Raw genomic sequence first — 16,634 nt, forward strand, 5'->3', positions numbered from 1 at the left:
AGAAGGAGCATTTCCATGATGAAAGGTCAACTCGCAGGGCTGATGAAACAAGCCCAGCAGATGCAGGAAAACATGAAGAAGATGCAGGAGCAGCTCGCTCAGATCGAAGTCGAGGGGCAGTCGGGCGCCGGTCTCGTGAAGATCACGATGACCTGCAAGAACGACGTGCGCCGCGTGTCGATCGATCCGAGCCTGCTCGCTGACGACAAGGACATGTTGGAAGACCTCGTCGCCGCTGCGTTCAACGACGCCGTGCGCAAGGCCGAAGCCACCGCTCAGGAAAAAATGGGCGGCATGACCTCGGGCCTGCCGCTGCCGCCGGGCTTCAAGCTGCCGTTCTAAAAGCGACGCTGCAAGACGGAGCGGGCGCGAACGGTGAGCGAACGCCGCGTGTGAGCGACGGGCGCCGCATTTGACGGCTGCGCGTCGCAATCACCCGCTTCGCCTCCGATCGAGCCGGCCGTTGCGCACCGCTCGGGCGCGCCCTCTGGAGGCCGCCTGGACCAGCGCCGGCTATGAGACTCAACCCCGCTTGCGCGATCCATCCGCAGGCCGGCAAAGCATGACAGCATCTGAAGAACCGCTACACGCCGAACCGCATGACAAACCCGTCTGCCCTGGCAAACCACCTCGACGCCGATTCGCATGAAACAACCTTCCGCCTTGTCGGCGCTCGTCGAAGCGCTGCGCGCGCTGCCCGGCGTCGGGCCAAAGTCCGCGCAACGCATGGCGTATCACCTGATGCAGCACGATCGCGACGGCGCGGAAAAGCTGGGTCGCGCGTTGCTGTTCGCGACCGAGCATCTGCAGCACTGCGAGAAGTGCAACACCTTCACCGAAGCGCAGATCTGCGAAGTGTGTCTGGACCCGGAGCGCGATCCGACGCTGCTGTGCGTCGTCGAAACGCCTGCCGACCAGATCATGCTCGAACAGACCATGACGTACCGCGGTCTGTACTTCGTGCTGATGGGCCGTCTGAGTCCGCTCGACGGTATCGGCCCGAAGGAGATACATTTCGACCGACTGGTCAGGCGAGCGTCGGACGGCGTCGTCAAAGAAGTCGTGCTGGCGACCAATTTCACTAACGAAGGCGAGGCGACCGCGCATTACCTCGGGCAGACGCTCAAGGCGCGCGGCCTTTCCGTCACGCGCCTCGCGCGCGGCGTGCCGGTAGGCGGCGAACTCGAATACGTCGACGCCGGCACGATTGCCCGCGCGATGCTCGATCGCCGGTCGATGTAGCGACACCGCGCCGCAATTGCGCGAGCGGCGTCGCCGCCACAAATACAGAACAGAAAGAAGGAGACTATGAGCGCAACTCCCGAGTCAGGCGCCAGCGAGGCGAAAGAGGCGCCGCAAGGCCAACCCGGTCCGCTTGCCGGCGTGAAGGTGCTGGAGCTCGGCACGCTGATCGCGGGGCCGTTTGCCGCCCGCTTTCTCGGCGAGTTCGGCGCGGACGTGATCAAGATCGAAGACCCCAAGGGCGGCGATCCGCTGCGCAAATGGCGCAAGCTGTATCCGGAAGTCGGCGGCACGTCGTTGTGGTGGGCCGTGCAGGCGCGCAACAAGAAATCCGTGACGATCAATCTGAAGGCCGAGGAGGGCAAGGAGATCGTGCGCCGTCTCGCGCGCGAAGCGGATATCGTCGTCGAAAATTTCCGGCCTGGCCTGCTCGAGAAACTTGGGCTCGGTTATGACGTGCTGTCGGCGGAAAACCCCGGGCTCGTGATGGTGCGCCTGTCCGGCTACGGCCAGAGCGGACCGTATCGCGACCGGCCCGGCTTCGGCGCGATCGCGGAGTCGATGGGCGGCTTGCGACATATCACCGGCTATCCGGATTTGCCGCCGCCGCGCATCGGCATCTCGATCGGCGATTCGATTGCGGCGCTGCACGGTGTGATCGGCGCGCTGATGGCGCTGCATCACAAGCAGGTGAACGGCGGCAAGGGGCAGGTCGTCGACGTCGCGCTGTACGAGGCCGTCTTCAACATGATGGAAAGCGTCGTGCCCGAATACGGCGTCTACGGCATGGTGCGTGAGCGCACCGGCGCGTCGCTGCCGGGCATCGTGCCGTCTAATACCTATCCTTGCCGCGACGGCAGCATCGTGATCGGCGGCAATAGCGATCCGATCTTCAGGCGCCTGATGATCGCGATCGAACGCGAAGACCTCGCGAACGATCCCGCTCTCGCGCATAACGACGGCCGCGTGCCGCGCACGCAGGAAATCGACGCTGCGATTGCCGCGTGGCTCGCCACACGCACCATCGACGAAGCGCTCGCGGTGCTCAACGCAGCAGACGTGCCGGTGGGCCGCATCTATAGCGTGGCTGACATGTTCACCGATCCGCAGTACATGGCGCGCCAGATGATCCAGCGCTTCAAGTGGCAGGACGGCCGCGAGATCACGCTGCCGGCAGTCACGCCGAAGCTCTCGGAGACGCCCGGCGAGACGCGCTGGCTCGGGCCCGAACTGGGTGAACATACCGATGAAGTCCTGCAATCGCTAGGTTATGATGCAGACCACATCGCAAGGTTGCACGCGCAACAAATTGTGTGAGCCACGCCCGCTGCGGCCGAACAAATAAAATCGCAAGACCAGATTTTGCAAGAGCCTTGGAGACAACAAACATGCATCGCAGAAGCTTCCTCGCCGGTACTGCCGCACTTGCCGGCGCCACACTGACGGCTACGCCGCTCGCTTTCGCACAGAGCAAACTGGAAACCACGAAAGTGGCCATTGCTGTCGGCGGAAAAAACCTCTTCTACTATTTGCCGCTCACGATCGCCGAGCGCCGCAATTACTTCAAGGACGAAGGACTCGACGTCGAGATTTCCGACTTCGCCGGCGGCTCGCAAGCGTTGAAGGCGGCGGTGGGCGGCAGCGCGGATGTCGTCTCCGGCGCGTTCGAACACACGTTGCTGCTGCAGGCGCAGAAGCAGTCGTTTCGCGAGTTCGTATTGCAGGGACGCGCGCCGCAGATCGTGCTCGCGGTGTCGAAGAAGACCATGCCGAACTACAAGTCGATCGCCGATCTGAAGGGCAAGAAGATCGGCGTGACGGCACCGGGCTCGTCGACTTCGATCATGGCGAGCTTCGTGCTGGCCAAGGGTGGGCTGACCGCGAAAGACGTTGCATTCATCGGCGTCGGCGCGGGCGCCGGCGCAATCGCGGCGCTGCAGTCCGGGCAGATCGACGCGCTCGCCAATCTCGACCCCGTCATGACCAAACTCGAACGTACCGGCGAAATCCGCATCGTCTCGGATACGCGCACGCTCGCCGACACGCGCAGCGTGTTCGGTGGCGACATGCCGGCAGGGTGCCTGTACGCATCGCAGAGTTTCATCACGAAGAATCCGAACACTACGCAGGCGCTGACCAACGCGATGGTGCGCGCGCTCAAGTGGCTGCAGACCGCGACCGGCACAGAACTCATCAACACGGTGCCCGAAGGGTATCTGCTCGGAGATCGCGCGGTCTATCTGGACGCGTGGCAGCACGTGAAGGAAGCGATGTCGCCCGATGGCCTGATGCCGGCCGATGGCCCTGCGACGTCGCTCAAGACCTTGCAGGCGTTCGATCCGGCGGTGCAGGGCAAGCCGATCGACGTATCGAAGACGTGGACGAACGACTTTGTCAAGAAAGCGCTGACTACGGTGAAGGCCTAAGGTCGTCCTCCTGGCACTACGTCACGTCGCGCTCGGCGCGTGACGCCCCATTCCGAACCGATCCACGAACAGAGTCGAACGATGACCGTTGCAGCCCTGGCGCTCGAAAACATCACTTGCACGTTCGCTGCGCGCGACAGCCGCGCGCAACGCTACACGGCGGTCAAGGACACCACGTTGAGAATCGCGCCGGGCGAGTTCGTCTCCGTGGTGGGCCCGACCGGCTGCGGTAAATCCACGTTGCTGAACGTCGGCGCCGGTTTGCTTGGGCCGTCGTCGGGCACGGTCAGCGTGTTCGGCGAGCCGTTGAAGGGCATCAACCGGCGCGCGGGTTACATGTTCCAGGCCGATGCATTGATGCCGTGGCGCTCGGCGATCGACAACGTGCTCGCGGGCCTCGCATTTCACGGCGTGCCGCAAGCCGAGGCGCGTGAGAAGGCGGACGAGTGGCTCAAGCGCGTGGGCCTCGGCGGCTTCGGCGACCGTTATCCGCACCAGTTGTCGGGCGGCATGCGCAAGCGCGTGGCGATGGCGCAGACGCTGATTCTCGACCCGGACATCATCCTGATGGACGAACCGTTTTCGGCGCTCGATATCCAGACGCGTCAGCTGATGGAAAACGAGTTGCTCGAGCTGTGGGCGGCCAAACGCAAGGCAGTGCTCTTCATCACGCACGATCTCGACGAGGCGATCGCGATGTCCGACCGCGTGGTCGTTCTGTCGGCGGGGCCAGGCACGCATCCCATCGGTGAATTCACGATCGACTTGCCGCGTCCGCGCGACGTCGCGGAAATCCGCTCGCATCCGCGCTTCGTCGAATTGCACGCGCAGATCTGGAGCGTGCTGCGCGACGAGGTGCTCAAGGGCTATCAGCAACAACTGAGCGCCGTCTAATGACCGTTGGCGCGCGTCACGTTTTACGTCTATCAATCGTCTAAGGCAAACCGAGTCATGTGGAAGACGTTGCGCCCTAACCGGGCGAATCTGGTGATCTGGCAATGGCTGCTGCTCGTGCTGTGCTTCGTGCTCTGGTACGTGCTGACGAGCCCGACGCTCTTGCCGGCGTTTTATTTCGACGACCCGAACAAGGCAGCGTTCTTCTTCGGCGAACCGCAAAAAGTGCTGCTGCGGATCTGGGAGTGGTTCACGACCGGCGAGATTTATCTGCACCTGTGGATCACGCTGCTCGAGACCGTACTCGCGTTTGCGCTCGGCACGACGCTGGGTCTTGGCGTCGGTTTGTGGCTTGCGCTGTCGCCGCTCGCGAGTGCGCTATTCGATCCGTATATCAAGGCCGCGAACTCGATGCCGCGCGTGATTCTCGCGCCGATTTTCGGCGTGTGGTTCGGTCTCGGCATCTGGTCGAAGGTCGCGTTGGGCGTCACGTTGGTGTTCTTTATCGTGTTCTTCAACGTGTATCAGGGCGTGAAGGAAGTGAGCCCGGTCGTGCTCGCCAACGCGCGCATGCTCGGTGCGAACGGCAAGCAGTTGCTGCGTTTCGTCTATTTGCCGAGCGCGATGAGCTGGGTGTTTTCGAGCTTGCATACGTCGGTGGGCCTGGCGTTCGTCGGCTCGGTGGTGGGCGAGTATCTCGGCTCGGCGCGCGGCGTCGGCTACCTGATTCTGCAAGCCGAAGGCACCTTTGACATCAACACGGTGTTCGCGGGCATTCTGGTGCTGACCGCGTTCGCGCTGGTTCTCGACGCGATTGTCGGCGTCGGGGAAAGGCATCTGATGAAGTGGCAGCCGAAAACCGGCGATACCGAAAAGCTCTAGGAATCGCAAACGCCGCAGACAAGAAAAACAGCGTGTGAGCTGAAGAGCCACACGCTGTTTTATTTTGCCGAACGCCAATGGTCTGCTGTGCGGCTGCAACCCTACCGTAGCCGCGGGGCGCTTCCAGTCATGGGGTAATCACCACCTTGCCGATTACCCGGCGCTCGGCCATATCGCGAAGCGCGCGCCCCGTTTCTTCGAGCGGGTAACGCGCCGACACGTAAGGTTTGAGCTTGCCTTCGCCTATCCAGCCGACCATCTGTTCGAACGCGGCATGATTGCGCTCGGGCTCGCGCTTGGCGAAATCTCCCCAGAACACGCCGACAACGCTTGCGCCTTTAAGCAGCGTCAGATTGAGCGGCAGCTTCGGGATCTCGCCGTTCGCAAACCCCACCACCAGATAGCGCCCGCGCCATCCGATGCTGCGAAACGCCGGCTCGGTATACACGCCGCCGACCGGGTCGTAGATCACGTCCGGTCCGCGGCCGTCGGTGAGTGCTTTGATGCGCTCCCGCAAGTCTTCGGTGCTGTAGTTGATCGTCGCGTCCGCGCCATGCTTTTTGCATATGGCCAGCTTTTCGTCGCTCGAAGCGGCCGCGATCACGCGAGCGCCGAGCGCCTTGCCGATTTCGACAGCCGCGAGCCCCACACCGCCTGCCGCCCCTAGCACGAGCATCGTCTCGCCCGCTTGCAACGCGGCGCGATCCACGACCGCATGGTGCGACGTGCCATACGCCAGCGTGAAGGCCGCAGCCAGTTCCAAGTCGACGCCGTCCGCGAGCGGAACGCATGCCGACGCGCTCGCGACAGCCTGCTCCGCGAAGCCGCCCGAACCGGTGAACGCGACCACGCGCGAGCCCGGCGTGAACTGCGTGACGCCCGCACCGACCGCGCGCACGATTCCCGCGACCTCGGAGCCGGGTGTAAAGGGCAACGGCGGTTTGAACTGATACTTGTTCTCGATGATCAGCACATCGGGAAAGTTGACGGACGCGGCCTTCACGTCGATCACGACCTGACCTGTCTCGGGCAGAAGGTCCGGCAGGTTCTCTACGGTGAGGCTCTCGGGCGGCCCATATTGATTGCAGCGAATCGCGCGCATCGTGTCTCCATTCGGTCGTGGTTCACAGTCGCTCCGAGTGTAAAGCATCCGTACGACCGTACGTTTATCTCCTTTAGCTGAGCGCGCAGGTCGCGTTGCTGCAAGCCTCGTGCACCTTATCGCGAGCCCGGCGCCTGCGCTTTGCGTGGTGCGCGCAACACCCCGGTCGTGTCGTTCGCGCGCCTTCTTTCCTCGGTTACAATCGCCGCATGCGAATTCTACTCAGCAACGACGACGGCTATCTGGCGCCCGGCCTTGCCGCGCTTTACGAAGCGCTCAAGCCGCTCGCGGACGTGACCGTGATGGCACCCGAACAGAACTGCAGCGGCGCGTCCAATTCTCTGACGTTGTCGCGGCCGCTTTCGGTGCTGCGCTCGGCCAATGGTTTCTACTACGTGAACGGTACGCCCACCGACTCCGTGCACATCGCGCTGACGGGCATGTTCGACCACACGCCCGATCTCGTCGTGTCGGGTATCAACAACGGTCAGAACATGGGCGAAGACACGCTCTATTCGGGCACCGTCGCGGCCGCTACGGAAGGCATCATGTTCGGTGTGCCGGCCATCGCCTTCTCGCTGGTCGACAAGGACTGGGTGCATCTCGAAGACGCGGTGCGCGTTGCCGCAGAGATCGTCGCGCACTATCTTGCACATCCGCTGCCGGGGCATCCGCTCCTGAACGTCAATATTCCGAACCTGCCGTACGAGCAATTGCGCACCTGGCATATCACGCGTCTTGGCAAGCGGCACCCGTCCCAGCCGGTCATCCGCCAGACTAATCCGCGCGGCGAGCCGATCTACTGGATCGGGCCGTCGGGCAGCGCCCGCGACGCTAGCGAAGGGACCGATTTCCACGCAGTCGCCAACGGCCATGTGTCGATCACGCCGCTGCAACTGGATCTGACCCACACGCAGATGCTGCCGGCGGCGCGCGACTGGGCGCGCGCGGGTAGCGGCGCTTCATGACGAGCGAGCGCGCGAAGCGCTTCCCGCTCGGTCTCGAGGATCTGGTGCGCGAGCCGCGCCGGCCGGAAGGCCGACCGGGCGAGGTGCGCGCCGCAGCACTCGCCGCGAGTGCTGCGCTCAATGCGCGGCAACAGCCCGCCCGCAATCTGCAGCCCGGTGGGGCGGGCAAAGCGCAGTCGAAGCAAGGTCGAGCGCAGGCGCCGGTCGCGGCAAAGTCGCCGGTCGGTGCGCAGACGAGGCCACAAGTCATGACGCCGCCAAAGCCGCTCGCCGCGCCCGCGCCTGCACCGAAAACGTCGGCAAGGCCTGTCGTGCAAACTGCGAGTGTGCGGCCGTCGTCATCGGGCAGAATCGCTGCGCCGGCACCAGCGCCCGCGCGAGCGCCAGCCAAACCGGCTGCACAATTGGCGCCGACGGCAAAATCCGCAAGCCGGCCGGCAGAGCGCAGCGCAGCGCCGAACGTCGCTTTGAACGGCGCCATGGCGTTGACCTCGGAACGGGTTCGCGAACGCATGGTCGAACGCCTGCGTGCAAACGGCGTTACCGACCAGCGCGTGTTGAATGCGATGTCGGTCGTGCCGCGCCACATGTTCGTCGATCCGGGTCTCGCGGTTCAGGCCTACGAAGATGCGGCGCTGCCGATCGGGCATCACCAGACTATCTCGAAGCCGTCGGTGGTCGCGCGAATGATCGAACTCGCGGCGGCGGGCCGCACGCTGACCAACGTGCTCGAAATCGGCACGGGTTGCGGTTATCAGGCGGCGGTGCTGAGCCAGGTTGCGCGCGAGGTGTATTCGATCGAACGGATCAAGCCGTTGTCCGAGCGCGCGAAGACAAACTTGCGTCCGCTGCGAATTCCGAACATCCGGCTGCACTATGGTGACGGGCGTTTGGGTCTGCCGTCGGCGGCGCCGTTCGACGCCATTCTGATCGCCGCCGCGGGCCTCGACGTACCGCAAGCATTACTTGAACAACTCGCGATCGGCGGCCGTCTGATCGCGCCGGTCGGCTCCCAGGAAGGTCAGAGCCAGGTACTGACGCTCGTCGAGCGTCTCGGACCGGCGCAGTGGCGGGAGTCGCGGCTTGATCGCGTTTTCTTTGTACCCTTAAAATCCGGAGTGATTTGACACCGATGAGTATGTTGCGCGCGATGCAAAGAACCAGTCTGAATATCCCTATGTCCGTAACCCAGCGCAGCGTGTGCGTGCTCGCCTTGTCCCTGTTGATGACAGCCTGTGCATCCCGGCTCGACCAGGCGCCGGTCGTCGACCGCTCCGGCGGCAATGTGCTCAGCACGCAGGCTGCGCAGCAGCCGCCGGTGCCGCTCGGGCCGCCGCCGCCGGGCTACTACCGCGTGAAGCCCGGTGACACGCTGTATCGGATCGCACTCGAGAACGGCCAGAACTACCGTGACATTTCTGCGTGGAACAATCTCACGAACCCGAATCAGATCGAGGTGGATCAACTGCTGCGCGTGGTACCGCCGGGCGCCAATACCGCCGCGTTGACGCCGGGCGTGACGACCGCGCCCATCGGCAGCACCGGCACAGTGCAGGGCGCGCCGCTGAACGGCACGTCGCCGTCCGCGGGTGCGGCGGCGGGCGTCGCCGCGCCGCCCATCTACGGTACGACTGCGAACAACGCTGCGCTCACGCCGCCGTCCAGTACAGGTGCGGCGAGCGATTCGAGCGCCGGCGCATCCGGCAACGTGAACTTCGCGTGGCCGGTGCGTGGTCCGTTGCTCGGTACGTTTAACGATTCGACAAACAAAGGTGTCAACATTGGCGGCGCGGCGGGCGATACAGTAAAGGCCTCCGCCGACGGCCGCGTGGTTTATGCCGGAAATGGGCTGCGTGGTTACGGCAATCTCATTATCATCAAGCATGATGCAACTTATCTCACCGCATATGCACACAACCGCTCTTTGATGGTAAAAGAGGGGGACGCGGTAACGAAAGGGCAGAAAATCGCCGAGATGGGTAACAGCGATTCAGACCGCGTCATGTTGCATTTCGAAGTTCGCCGACAGGGTAAACCTGTCGACCCATTGAAGTATTTGCCGCCGCAATAAGCGATACGACCATGCCGAAATCGAAGCGCCGCCTGCCGCAAGCCGAATCTGAAACGATCAGCGATGCCACGTCCGCTTCGGTGGACGAAAGCGGCGCTTCCGAAGCGGAAGAAGAGACTGTTGAAGAACGCGAGCTCGACGAGCGTCAAAGCGCGGAAGAAGGCGGCGACGCGCGCGAAGGCGCGGCCGAGGTCGTGCCCGACGCCGACGACTTCCGCGCGCTGCTGCAGGCCGAACTGACGGCCGACACGATCCAGCATTATCTGAACCGCATCAGCGTGAAGCCGCTCCTCACTGTCGAAGAGGAGCAGAAGTACTCCCGTCTTGCGAAGGCGGGCGAATTCGAAGCACGGCAGGTAATGATCGAGCGCAATCTGCGGCTTGTCGTCAGCATCGCTAAGGGTTATCTGAACCGCGGCGTGCCGCTGCTCGATCTGATCGAAGAGGGCAACCTCGGCCTCATGCATGCGATTGAAAAATTCGATCCCACGCGCGGCTTCCGGTTTTCTACTTACGCGACCTGGTGGATACGACAGAGCATCGAGCGCGCGATTATGAACCAGGCTCGCACGGTGCGCTTACCGGTGCACGTGATTCGCGAGCTCAATCAGGTGCTGCGCGCAAAGCGCCATCTGGAAAAAAATTCGATGAATTCCGGCGAAGCAGCCGAGCGCCGCGACGCCAGCATCGACGACATTGCGTATCTGACTGGTAAGACCACTGACGAGGTCACCGACATTCTCGCGCTGAACGAGCACACGGCTTCGCTCGATGCACCGCTCGATCTCGATCCCGCCAGCAGTCTGCTCGATCTGTTGTCCGACGACCAGAGCCAGTCGCCGGACGCGGAGGTCCAGCATCGGGAACTGGAAACGCTTACGCGCGCGTGGCTTGCACGCTTGTCGGACAAGCACCGTCATGTGATCGAACGCCGGTTCGGCTTGAACCACATCGAGCCCGCCACGCTCGAAGAACTCGCCGATGAAATGGGCCTCACGCGCGAGCGGGTGCGCCAGATCCAACAAGAAGCGCTCGTGCGCTTAAAGCGCTTTTTCGCCTCTAACGGCGTTCGGAAAGACGCCGTTCTCTAACCTGATGACACCGATTCTTGTTTTCGACATCGAGACGATTCCCGATGTCGCCGGCATCCGCCGCCTCGAAGATTTGCCCGCCACAATGAGCGACGCCGAAGTCGCCGAGCATGCGTTTGCCGCCCGCCGCGACAAGACAGGTAGCGATTTTCTGCCGCATCATCTGCAACGGATCGCCGCGATTTCCTGCGTGTTCCGCGACAACAACGGTTTTCGCGTGCGCTCGCTCGGCACGCTGGAAGACGGCGAAGCGGCGCTCGTGCAGTCGTTTTATCGCGTGATCGAGAAGTACACGCCGCAGCTCGTGTCGTGGAACGGCGGCGGCTTCGACTTGCCGGTGCTGAACTATCGCGCGCTCGTCAACGGGATACCCGCCTACCGGTTCTGGGATCTCGGCGAGGACGACCGCGAGTTCAAGTGGAACAACTACATCAGCCGTTATCATGCGCGCCACACCGATCTGATGGATGTGCTCGCGATGTACCAGGCGCGTGCCAACGCGCCGCTCGACGCGCTGGCGAAAATGTGCGGCTTTCCCGGCAAGATGGGCATGGACGGCAGCCAGGTGTGGCATGCTTATCAGGAAGGGCGGATTGAGGAAATCCGCAATTACTGCGAGACCGACGTCGTAAATACGTATCTGCTCTATTGCCGCTTTCAGCTCATTCGCGGCGCATTTTCCGCCGCGGAATACGCCGACGAGATCAATCTGGTCAAGAACGCACTGGCGCTCGAAACGGCGCCACAATGGGCGGAGTATCTTGCCGCGTTCGATCAGTAGCGCTGCAGGCGGGGCCGGCGATGCGCGTGGGGTGAGGGCGTCGCCCGGCGCTTCGTCTACAATCTCGCCTTTCCCCAAAGTTTGCCAGGAAGTCGCAGGTGTCCCGAACTGCCCCCCACCGTCGCTCGCCGAAGCGCCCGTCGAAATATCATAAGACGCCCGCTCCGGCGCCAGCGCTCGTCATTACCGGCAATGAACCGGTCATTGAAATCGTTTCGCTCGATATGGAAGCCCGCGGCGTTGGCCGCATGGAGAGCGAGGACGGCACGCCCGGCAAGGTGGTGTTCGTCGAAGGCGCGTTGCCCGGTGAGCGCGTGAGCTACTCGACACATCGCAGCAAGCCGAAATTCGAGCAGGCCGAAGTCGTTCAGGTGTTCCGCGAAAGCGTGATGCGCACCAAGCCGAAGTGTGTGCACTTCGACATTTGCGGCGGCTGTTCGATGCAGCATCTGGATATTCGCGCGCAAGTCGCGGTCAAGCAACGCGTGCTCGAGGACAACCTTCAGCATCTGGCGAAGCTGCGCCCTGAAACGGTGTTCCGCCCGATTCACGGACCGGCCTGGGGATACCGCTACCGCGCGCGTCTCGCGGTGCGCTTCCTGCCGGAAAAAGGCGGCATGCGCATCGGCTTTCACGAGAAGAAAAGCAGCTACATCGCGGATATGAAAACCTGTGAGGTTCTGCCGCCGCATGTATCAGCCATGCTCATGCCGCTGCGCTTCATGGTGCGCAAGCTGTCCATTTACGACCGCATGCCGCAACTCGAACTGGCGGTCGGCTCGTCGGTGACGGCGCTCGTCGTGCGCAACCTGGAGCCATTGACTCCTGCCGACGAGCAGGTGCTGCGCGAGTTCGCCGACGAGCACAAGGTCCAGTTCTGGATTCAGCCGGGCGGGCCCGATACCGTCAAGCCTCTTTATCCGCTCGACGTCCAGCTCGACTACACGCTGCCCGAATACGACATCCGGATGCCGTTCAAGCCGACCGACTTCACGCAGGTCAATCACGCGATCAACCGCGTGCTCGTGAGCCGGGCGCTACGTCTGCTGGCGCCGGCGCGCACCGACCGCGTGCTCGACCTGTTCTGCGGCATCGGCAACTTCACGCTGCCGCTCGCGCGTGTCGCGAAGGAAGTAGTGGGTATCGAAGGCAGCGAAGTACTGACCTCGCGCGCGCTCGCCAACGCCGAGCTGAACGGCGTGGCGGCGCACACGTTGTTCGCGTGCCGCAACCTTTTCGAAGTCACCGCCGACGACATTCGCGCGCTCGGCCACTTCGACAAGTTCCTGATCGACCCGCCGCGCGAAGGCGCGCTCGCCGTCGCGAAAGCTTTGGCGGAGATCGCTCAGAACGGCGACGGGCCGCTGCCGCAGCGAATCGTCTACGTGTCCTGCAACCCGTCGACGCTTGCGCGCGACTCGGGTCTGCTCGTGCACGAGGCGGGCTACCGGCTGGTGGGTGCCGGTGTCGTCAACATGTTCCCGCACACGTCGCATGTGGAGTCGATTGCGTTGTTCGAGCGCGATTGACGAAGCGCGAACGCACGAACCCACTAGCGACGGCATAGGCCGACCGTAGACCGACCGCGCAAAGCAAAACGCCACGACCTGGGTCGTGGCGTTTTTCACTTGCAGCCGATGTTTTAGCGTGCCGCGCGGCTTAGAACTGCCACCACGACTTTTCCTTACCCGGCCTTGCGTGGCCGGTGATGTACGGGCTGTCGGGGAAGGTGCCGGCGAGGACGCGCTTCGTGTCGTCGGCCAGTTGCGGCTGATTCAGCTTCTCGTACGACAGCATCATGATGTGCAGTGCGTCTTCGATAGCCGGTGCGTTCTTGTATTCCTTCAACGCGAGTTGCGCGCGGTTGATTGCAGCCACATAGGCGCCGCGGCGGTAGTAGTAGTCTGCCGCGTGGACTTCGTGAGACGCAAGCGCGTTCACGATGTAGCGCATGCGTTGTGCAGCGTCGGGCGCGTATTTGCTGTTCGGGTAACGGTCGACGACGACCTTGAACGCGTCGTACGACTCACGCAGCGACTTCGGATCGCGCTCGCTCATGTCCTGACCGGAGAAGCGGCCGAAGAGCCCGAGGTCGTCGTTGAAGTGGATCATGCCCTTCAGGTAGTACGCATACGCGATGTCCGGGTGATCCGGGTGCAGCTGGATGAAGCGGTCGATAGCCTGATCGGCGGCCGCGGCTTCATTGTCTTTCCAGTTGCAATACGCGACGTTGATCTGCGCCTGCTGTGCGAAGTGGCCGAACGGGTCGCGGCCTTCGAGCATCTCGAAGTATTTCGCGCACTTGCCGAAATCGCCGCCGCTCAAGGCGTCGTTCGCCTCCGTATATAATTTGTTGTTGTTCCACGTTGCCGTTTCGTCGGTCTTTTCCGGCAGGCCGTGGCAAGCCGCAACAACCGCGACGGCTGCGGCACACGCAATGTATCCGGCCACTTTCCGGGCCGCGTTCTTTATGGCCTTCAAATTGATCGCCGCTTTAGTGATGGTGTTCAAGGCTCGCATTTTCCAGTCTAGCTTTACGTCCAGGTGACCCAGACTCAATGACCCGCTCAAATACTCCAGGCGCTGCAACCGGTGCCGGGAATAGCAACGAAGATTATAACGTAAGCGCCGACCCCTCCGACGCGTTGGGCGCCGATTCGCTCGACGACGATCTCGGCGTCGACGCGCTCGGCGAGGCCCGTGCGGCCAGCACGGTACCCACCGTGGCGAACCGTGTCACCGACGAAACGCCGCGCCATGTCGTGGTGCCCGACGAACTGGCAGGCGAGCGCCTCGACAAGGTGCTCGCGCGCGTGTTCCCCGAGTTTTCGCGTAACCGGCTTCAAAGCTGGATCGAGGCGGAGCGCGTGCGCATCGACGGCAAGCCCGCGAAAATCCGCCAGCCGGTTCCGCTCGGCGCGACGATCGAACTCGTGCCGGATCTGCTGCCCGAACAGCTCGCGTTCACGCCCGAACCGGTGCCGCTGGAAATCGTCTACGAAGACGACACACTCGTGGTCATCAACAAACCGGCCGGCATGGTCGTGCATCCAGCGGCCGGCAACTGGAGCGGCACGGTGCTGAACGGTCTGCTCTACCGTTATGGAGACGCGGCGGCGGGCTTGCCGCGCGCGGGCATCGTGCATCGGCTGGACAAGGAAACGTCAGGGCTGATGGTGGTTGCGCGTACGCTCGAAGCGCAGACCGACCTCGTGCGCCAGTTGCAGGCGCGCACGGTGAAGCGCCGGTATCTCGCGCTTGTCTGGGGCAACATGCCCGAAGAAGGCACGATCGACGCGCCGATCGGCCGCGATCCGCGCGAGCGTACCCGCATGGCGGTGGTCACGGGCGCATCGGGCAAACCGGCACGCACGCATTTCCGGCGCGTCGATACGGCGATCTGGCAGCGTCAGCCGGTCACCGCGATCCACTGCGATCTGGAAACCGGCCGTACGCATCAGATTCGCGTGCACTGCGCGCACATCGGCCACCCGCTGCTGGGCGATCCTGTCTATGGGCGCGCCCGCGGCAAGCGCTCGGTTACGCCGCTGCCGGGCGAGTTCGCGCGTCAGGCGCTGCATGCATGGCGCCTCGGTCTGATTCACCCGAAAACCGGCCGCACGATGCAATGGCGCGCCGACGTGCCCGAGGACATCGCGGCGCTGTCGGCGGCGCTCGGTCTCGGCCGCGACGATGCGGGCGAGTTCGACGAGACGTACTATGAGGAAGACGGCTACGAAGCAACGCCCGGCGAGGAGATGGACGACCTCGATGAGCACGATGAAGACGACGCAGCCGCGGACCATTCAGAGCAAGACGAGGACGATCGCGCATGACGAGCCTGCCGCAACTGAGCTTTGCCGATGTCGTGCAACCCGCCTGGAACGTGGCGCCGCGCGTGCGTGCGCTCGTCACCACGCGCGACGGCGGCGTGAGCGAGCCGCCGTTCGGGCGTTGGCGCGACGGCGCGGACCAGCCCGGCGGCCTGAATCTCGGGATGAAGTCCGGTGACGATCCGGCGGCCGTCGCCGCCAATCGCGCGCGGCTCCTCGCACTGACCGGCTTGACCGAGGCAGCGTGGCTCGATCAGGTTCACGGAGCGCGCATCGTGCGCGCAGAAGACGCGCTTCGCGAAGCGCGCGCGAGCGGTGCGCCGGCGCAGGCTGACGCGAGCGTCACCGATCGCGCGGGCATCGCGTGCGTCGTGATGATCGCCGACTGCATGCCGGTGCTGCTGTGCGACGAAGCGGGGCGCGCAGTCGGCGCGGCGCATGCGGGATGGCGCGGACTCGCGGCGGGCATCGTGGAGCAAACGGCGCAGCGCGTCGCGGAGCTCGCCGGTGTGCAAACGGGCGAGTTGCACGCGTACCTCGGACCGTGCATCGGACCAGAGTCGTTCGAAGTGGGTGCCGATGTGCGCGACGCCTTCATGAACGGCACGGATGAAAGCGGGCGCGAGGCCACGGCGAGCGCTTTCGTCGAACATCCGCGAAACGCCGGCAAATACCTTGCGGACCTTCCTGCACTGGCGCGCTTGCGCTTGCAGCGGCTTGGCGTGACGCGCATTGTCGGCGGCGATCTGTGCACGGTCACGCAACGTGAACGGTTCTATTCGTATCGTCGCGATCGGGAGACCGGCCGGATGGCCGCCTTGATCTGGCTCGACGATCAGGCTCAAACACTCGGTGACTGACGTTCAGCGACTGACGCGCGGTGTGATCCCTGGACCTAAAGATATGACGACTAACGTGCGGCCTCGGCATGAGGCGATCGTTCGCACGCGTCGCATATCGGGCATTCTACGAGCATGCGTCTGCTCGTGTCCTGAAGCGCGGGGCACTACGCTTTTTGCTGCGCTGCCGGAACCTGAGCGAGTCGATAAACGAGCAGCGATTCAGCGTTGTGCTGCAGTTCATAAATGTGATTAAAGCGCCTTATAACGCGAGCTTTTTTGCAGATCGGCCATGCGTTTGACATATGGCCGAAAATCACGACAGGCGATACAGGGAAAACGATAATTAAAAAACTATCGCACTGCGGCAAAATCGGGAACAAGCATTGACATGCCTTGCGATGGGGAGCAAGAATGTTTCTCACAGCTCCTCGTACATGGGACAGGGCGTGACGGGGGCGCGAGCGATCGCCCACGTGCGCAAGAACCTGCCTCTCAACCGTCC

General features: G+C 63.4%; 16 protein-coding genes. 14 read left to right on the forward strand and 2 right to left on the reverse strand.

Going from position 1 to position 16,634, the window contains the following annotated elements; translation table 11 throughout:
- Positions 1–15: 15 nt before the first annotated feature.
- From OH764_RS07045 to OH764_RS07070, 6 genes are all read left to right on the forward strand, one after another.
- A complete protein-coding gene (locus tag OH764_RS07045) occupies positions 16–342 on the forward strand; it encodes a YbaB/EbfC family nucleoid-associated protein (RefSeq protein ID WP_013588467.1) in 327 nt (108 codons plus the stop codon).
- A 303-nt stretch (positions 343–645) separates the two neighbouring features.
- The gene (recR, locus tag OH764_RS07050; RefSeq protein WP_020065848.1) at positions 646–1,242 is read left to right on the forward strand and encodes a recombination mediator RecR; all 597 of its coding nucleotides are present in this window, start codon (positions 646–648) and stop codon (positions 1,240–1,242) included.
- Positions 1,243–1,308: 66 nt separating this feature from the next.
- Positions 1,309–2,559, forward strand: coding sequence for a CaiB/BaiF CoA transferase family protein (locus OH764_RS07055; RefSeq protein ID WP_498848519.1), 1,251 nt, complete (start codon positions 1,309–1,311; stop codon positions 2,557–2,559).
- Positions 2,560–2,630: 71 nt separating this feature from the next.
- A complete protein-coding gene (locus OH764_RS07060) occupies positions 2,631–3,668 on the forward strand; it encodes an ABC transporter substrate-binding protein (RefSeq protein WP_027778420.1) in 1,038 nt (345 codons plus the stop codon).
- An 81-nt stretch (positions 3,669–3,749) separates the two neighbouring features.
- Positions 3,750–4,562, forward strand: coding sequence for an ABC transporter ATP-binding protein (locus tag OH764_RS07065; protein ID WP_498848520.1), 813 nt, complete (start codon positions 3,750–3,752; stop codon positions 4,560–4,562).
- A 57-nt stretch (positions 4,563–4,619) separates the two neighbouring features.
- Positions 4,620–5,444 (forward strand): ABC transporter permease, encoded by an 825-nt coding sequence (locus tag OH764_RS07070; RefSeq protein WP_498848521.1) that lies wholly within the window; start codon positions 4,620–4,622, stop codon positions 5,442–5,444.
- 127 nt (positions 5,445–5,571) lie between these two features.
- On the opposite strand, the gene OH764_RS07075 is transcribed toward OH764_RS07070, so the two are convergent.
- A complete protein-coding gene (locus OH764_RS07075; protein WP_498848522.1) occupies positions 5,572–6,546 on the reverse strand; it encodes an NADPH:quinone oxidoreductase family protein in 975 nt (324 codons plus the stop codon).
- A gap of 209 nt (positions 6,547–6,755) precedes the next feature.
- On the opposite strand from OH764_RS07075, the gene surE reads away from it, so the two are divergent.
- The 6 genes from surE to rlmD all read left to right on the forward strand — a co-directional run bounded on the left by surE (position 6,756) and on the right by rlmD (position 12,986).
- On the forward strand, positions 6,756–7,514 hold the full coding sequence (gene surE, locus OH764_RS07080; protein WP_110403186.1) for a 5'/3'-nucleotidase SurE: 759 nt from the start codon (positions 6,756–6,758) through the stop codon (positions 7,512–7,514).
- Entirely contained in the window at positions 7,511–8,641 is a 1,131-nt protein-coding gene (locus OH764_RS07085; RefSeq protein WP_498848523.1) for a protein-L-isoaspartate O-methyltransferase family protein, read from the forward strand. Before surE ends, OH764_RS07085 begins: the two co-directional genes overlap by 4 nt.
- Positions 8,642–8,646: 5 nt before the next feature.
- On the forward strand, positions 8,647–9,585 hold the full coding sequence (locus OH764_RS07090; protein WP_498848773.1) for a M23 peptidase family protein: 939 nt from the start codon (positions 8,647–8,649) through the stop codon (positions 9,583–9,585).
- 11 nt (positions 9,586–9,596) lie between these two features.
- Positions 9,597–10,676 (forward strand): RNA polymerase sigma factor RpoS, encoded by a 1,080-nt coding sequence (gene rpoS / locus OH764_RS07095; RefSeq protein WP_020065857.1) that lies wholly within the window; start codon positions 9,597–9,599, stop codon positions 10,674–10,676.
- Positions 10,677–10,680: 4 nt separating this feature from the next.
- On the forward strand, positions 10,681–11,457 hold the full coding sequence (locus OH764_RS07100; protein WP_027778413.1) for a 3'-5' exonuclease: 777 nt from the start codon (positions 10,681–10,683) through the stop codon (positions 11,455–11,457).
- A 98-nt stretch (positions 11,458–11,555) separates the two neighbouring features.
- Positions 11,556–12,986, forward strand: coding sequence for a 23S rRNA (uracil(1939)-C(5))-methyltransferase RlmD (gene rlmD, locus OH764_RS07105; protein WP_498848524.1), 1,431 nt, complete (start codon positions 11,556–11,558; stop codon positions 12,984–12,986).
- A 130-nt stretch (positions 12,987–13,116) separates the two neighbouring features.
- On the opposite strand, the gene OH764_RS07110 is transcribed toward rlmD, so the two are convergent.
- Positions 13,117–13,977 (reverse strand): outer membrane protein assembly factor BamD, encoded by an 861-nt coding sequence (locus tag OH764_RS07110; protein WP_498848525.1) that lies wholly within the window; start codon positions 13,975–13,977, stop codon positions 13,117–13,119.
- A 38-nt stretch (positions 13,978–14,015) separates the two neighbouring features.
- Between OH764_RS07110 and OH764_RS07115 the strand changes: the two genes are divergently transcribed.
- Both OH764_RS07115 and pgeF read left to right on the forward strand, forming a co-directional pair.
- Positions 14,016–15,293: an RluD family protein gene (locus OH764_RS07115; protein WP_498848526.1), complete on the forward strand. Its 1,278-nt coding sequence runs from the start codon at positions 14,016–14,018 to the stop codon at positions 15,291–15,293.
- Positions 15,290–16,150, forward strand: a complete 861-nt coding sequence (pgeF, locus tag OH764_RS07120; protein WP_498848527.1) for a purine nucleoside phosphorylase YfiH/LACC1 family protein — start codon at positions 15,290–15,292, stop codon at positions 16,148–16,150. The genes OH764_RS07115 and pgeF overlap by 4 nt, the downstream gene beginning before the upstream one ends.
- Positions 16,151–16,634: the final 484 nt, after the last annotated feature.

This window comes from Burkholderia sp. M6-3 (assembly GCF_050858985.1).
Lineage (GTDB): Bacteria > Pseudomonadota > Gammaproteobacteria > Burkholderiales > Burkholderiaceae > Paraburkholderia > Paraburkholderia caledonica.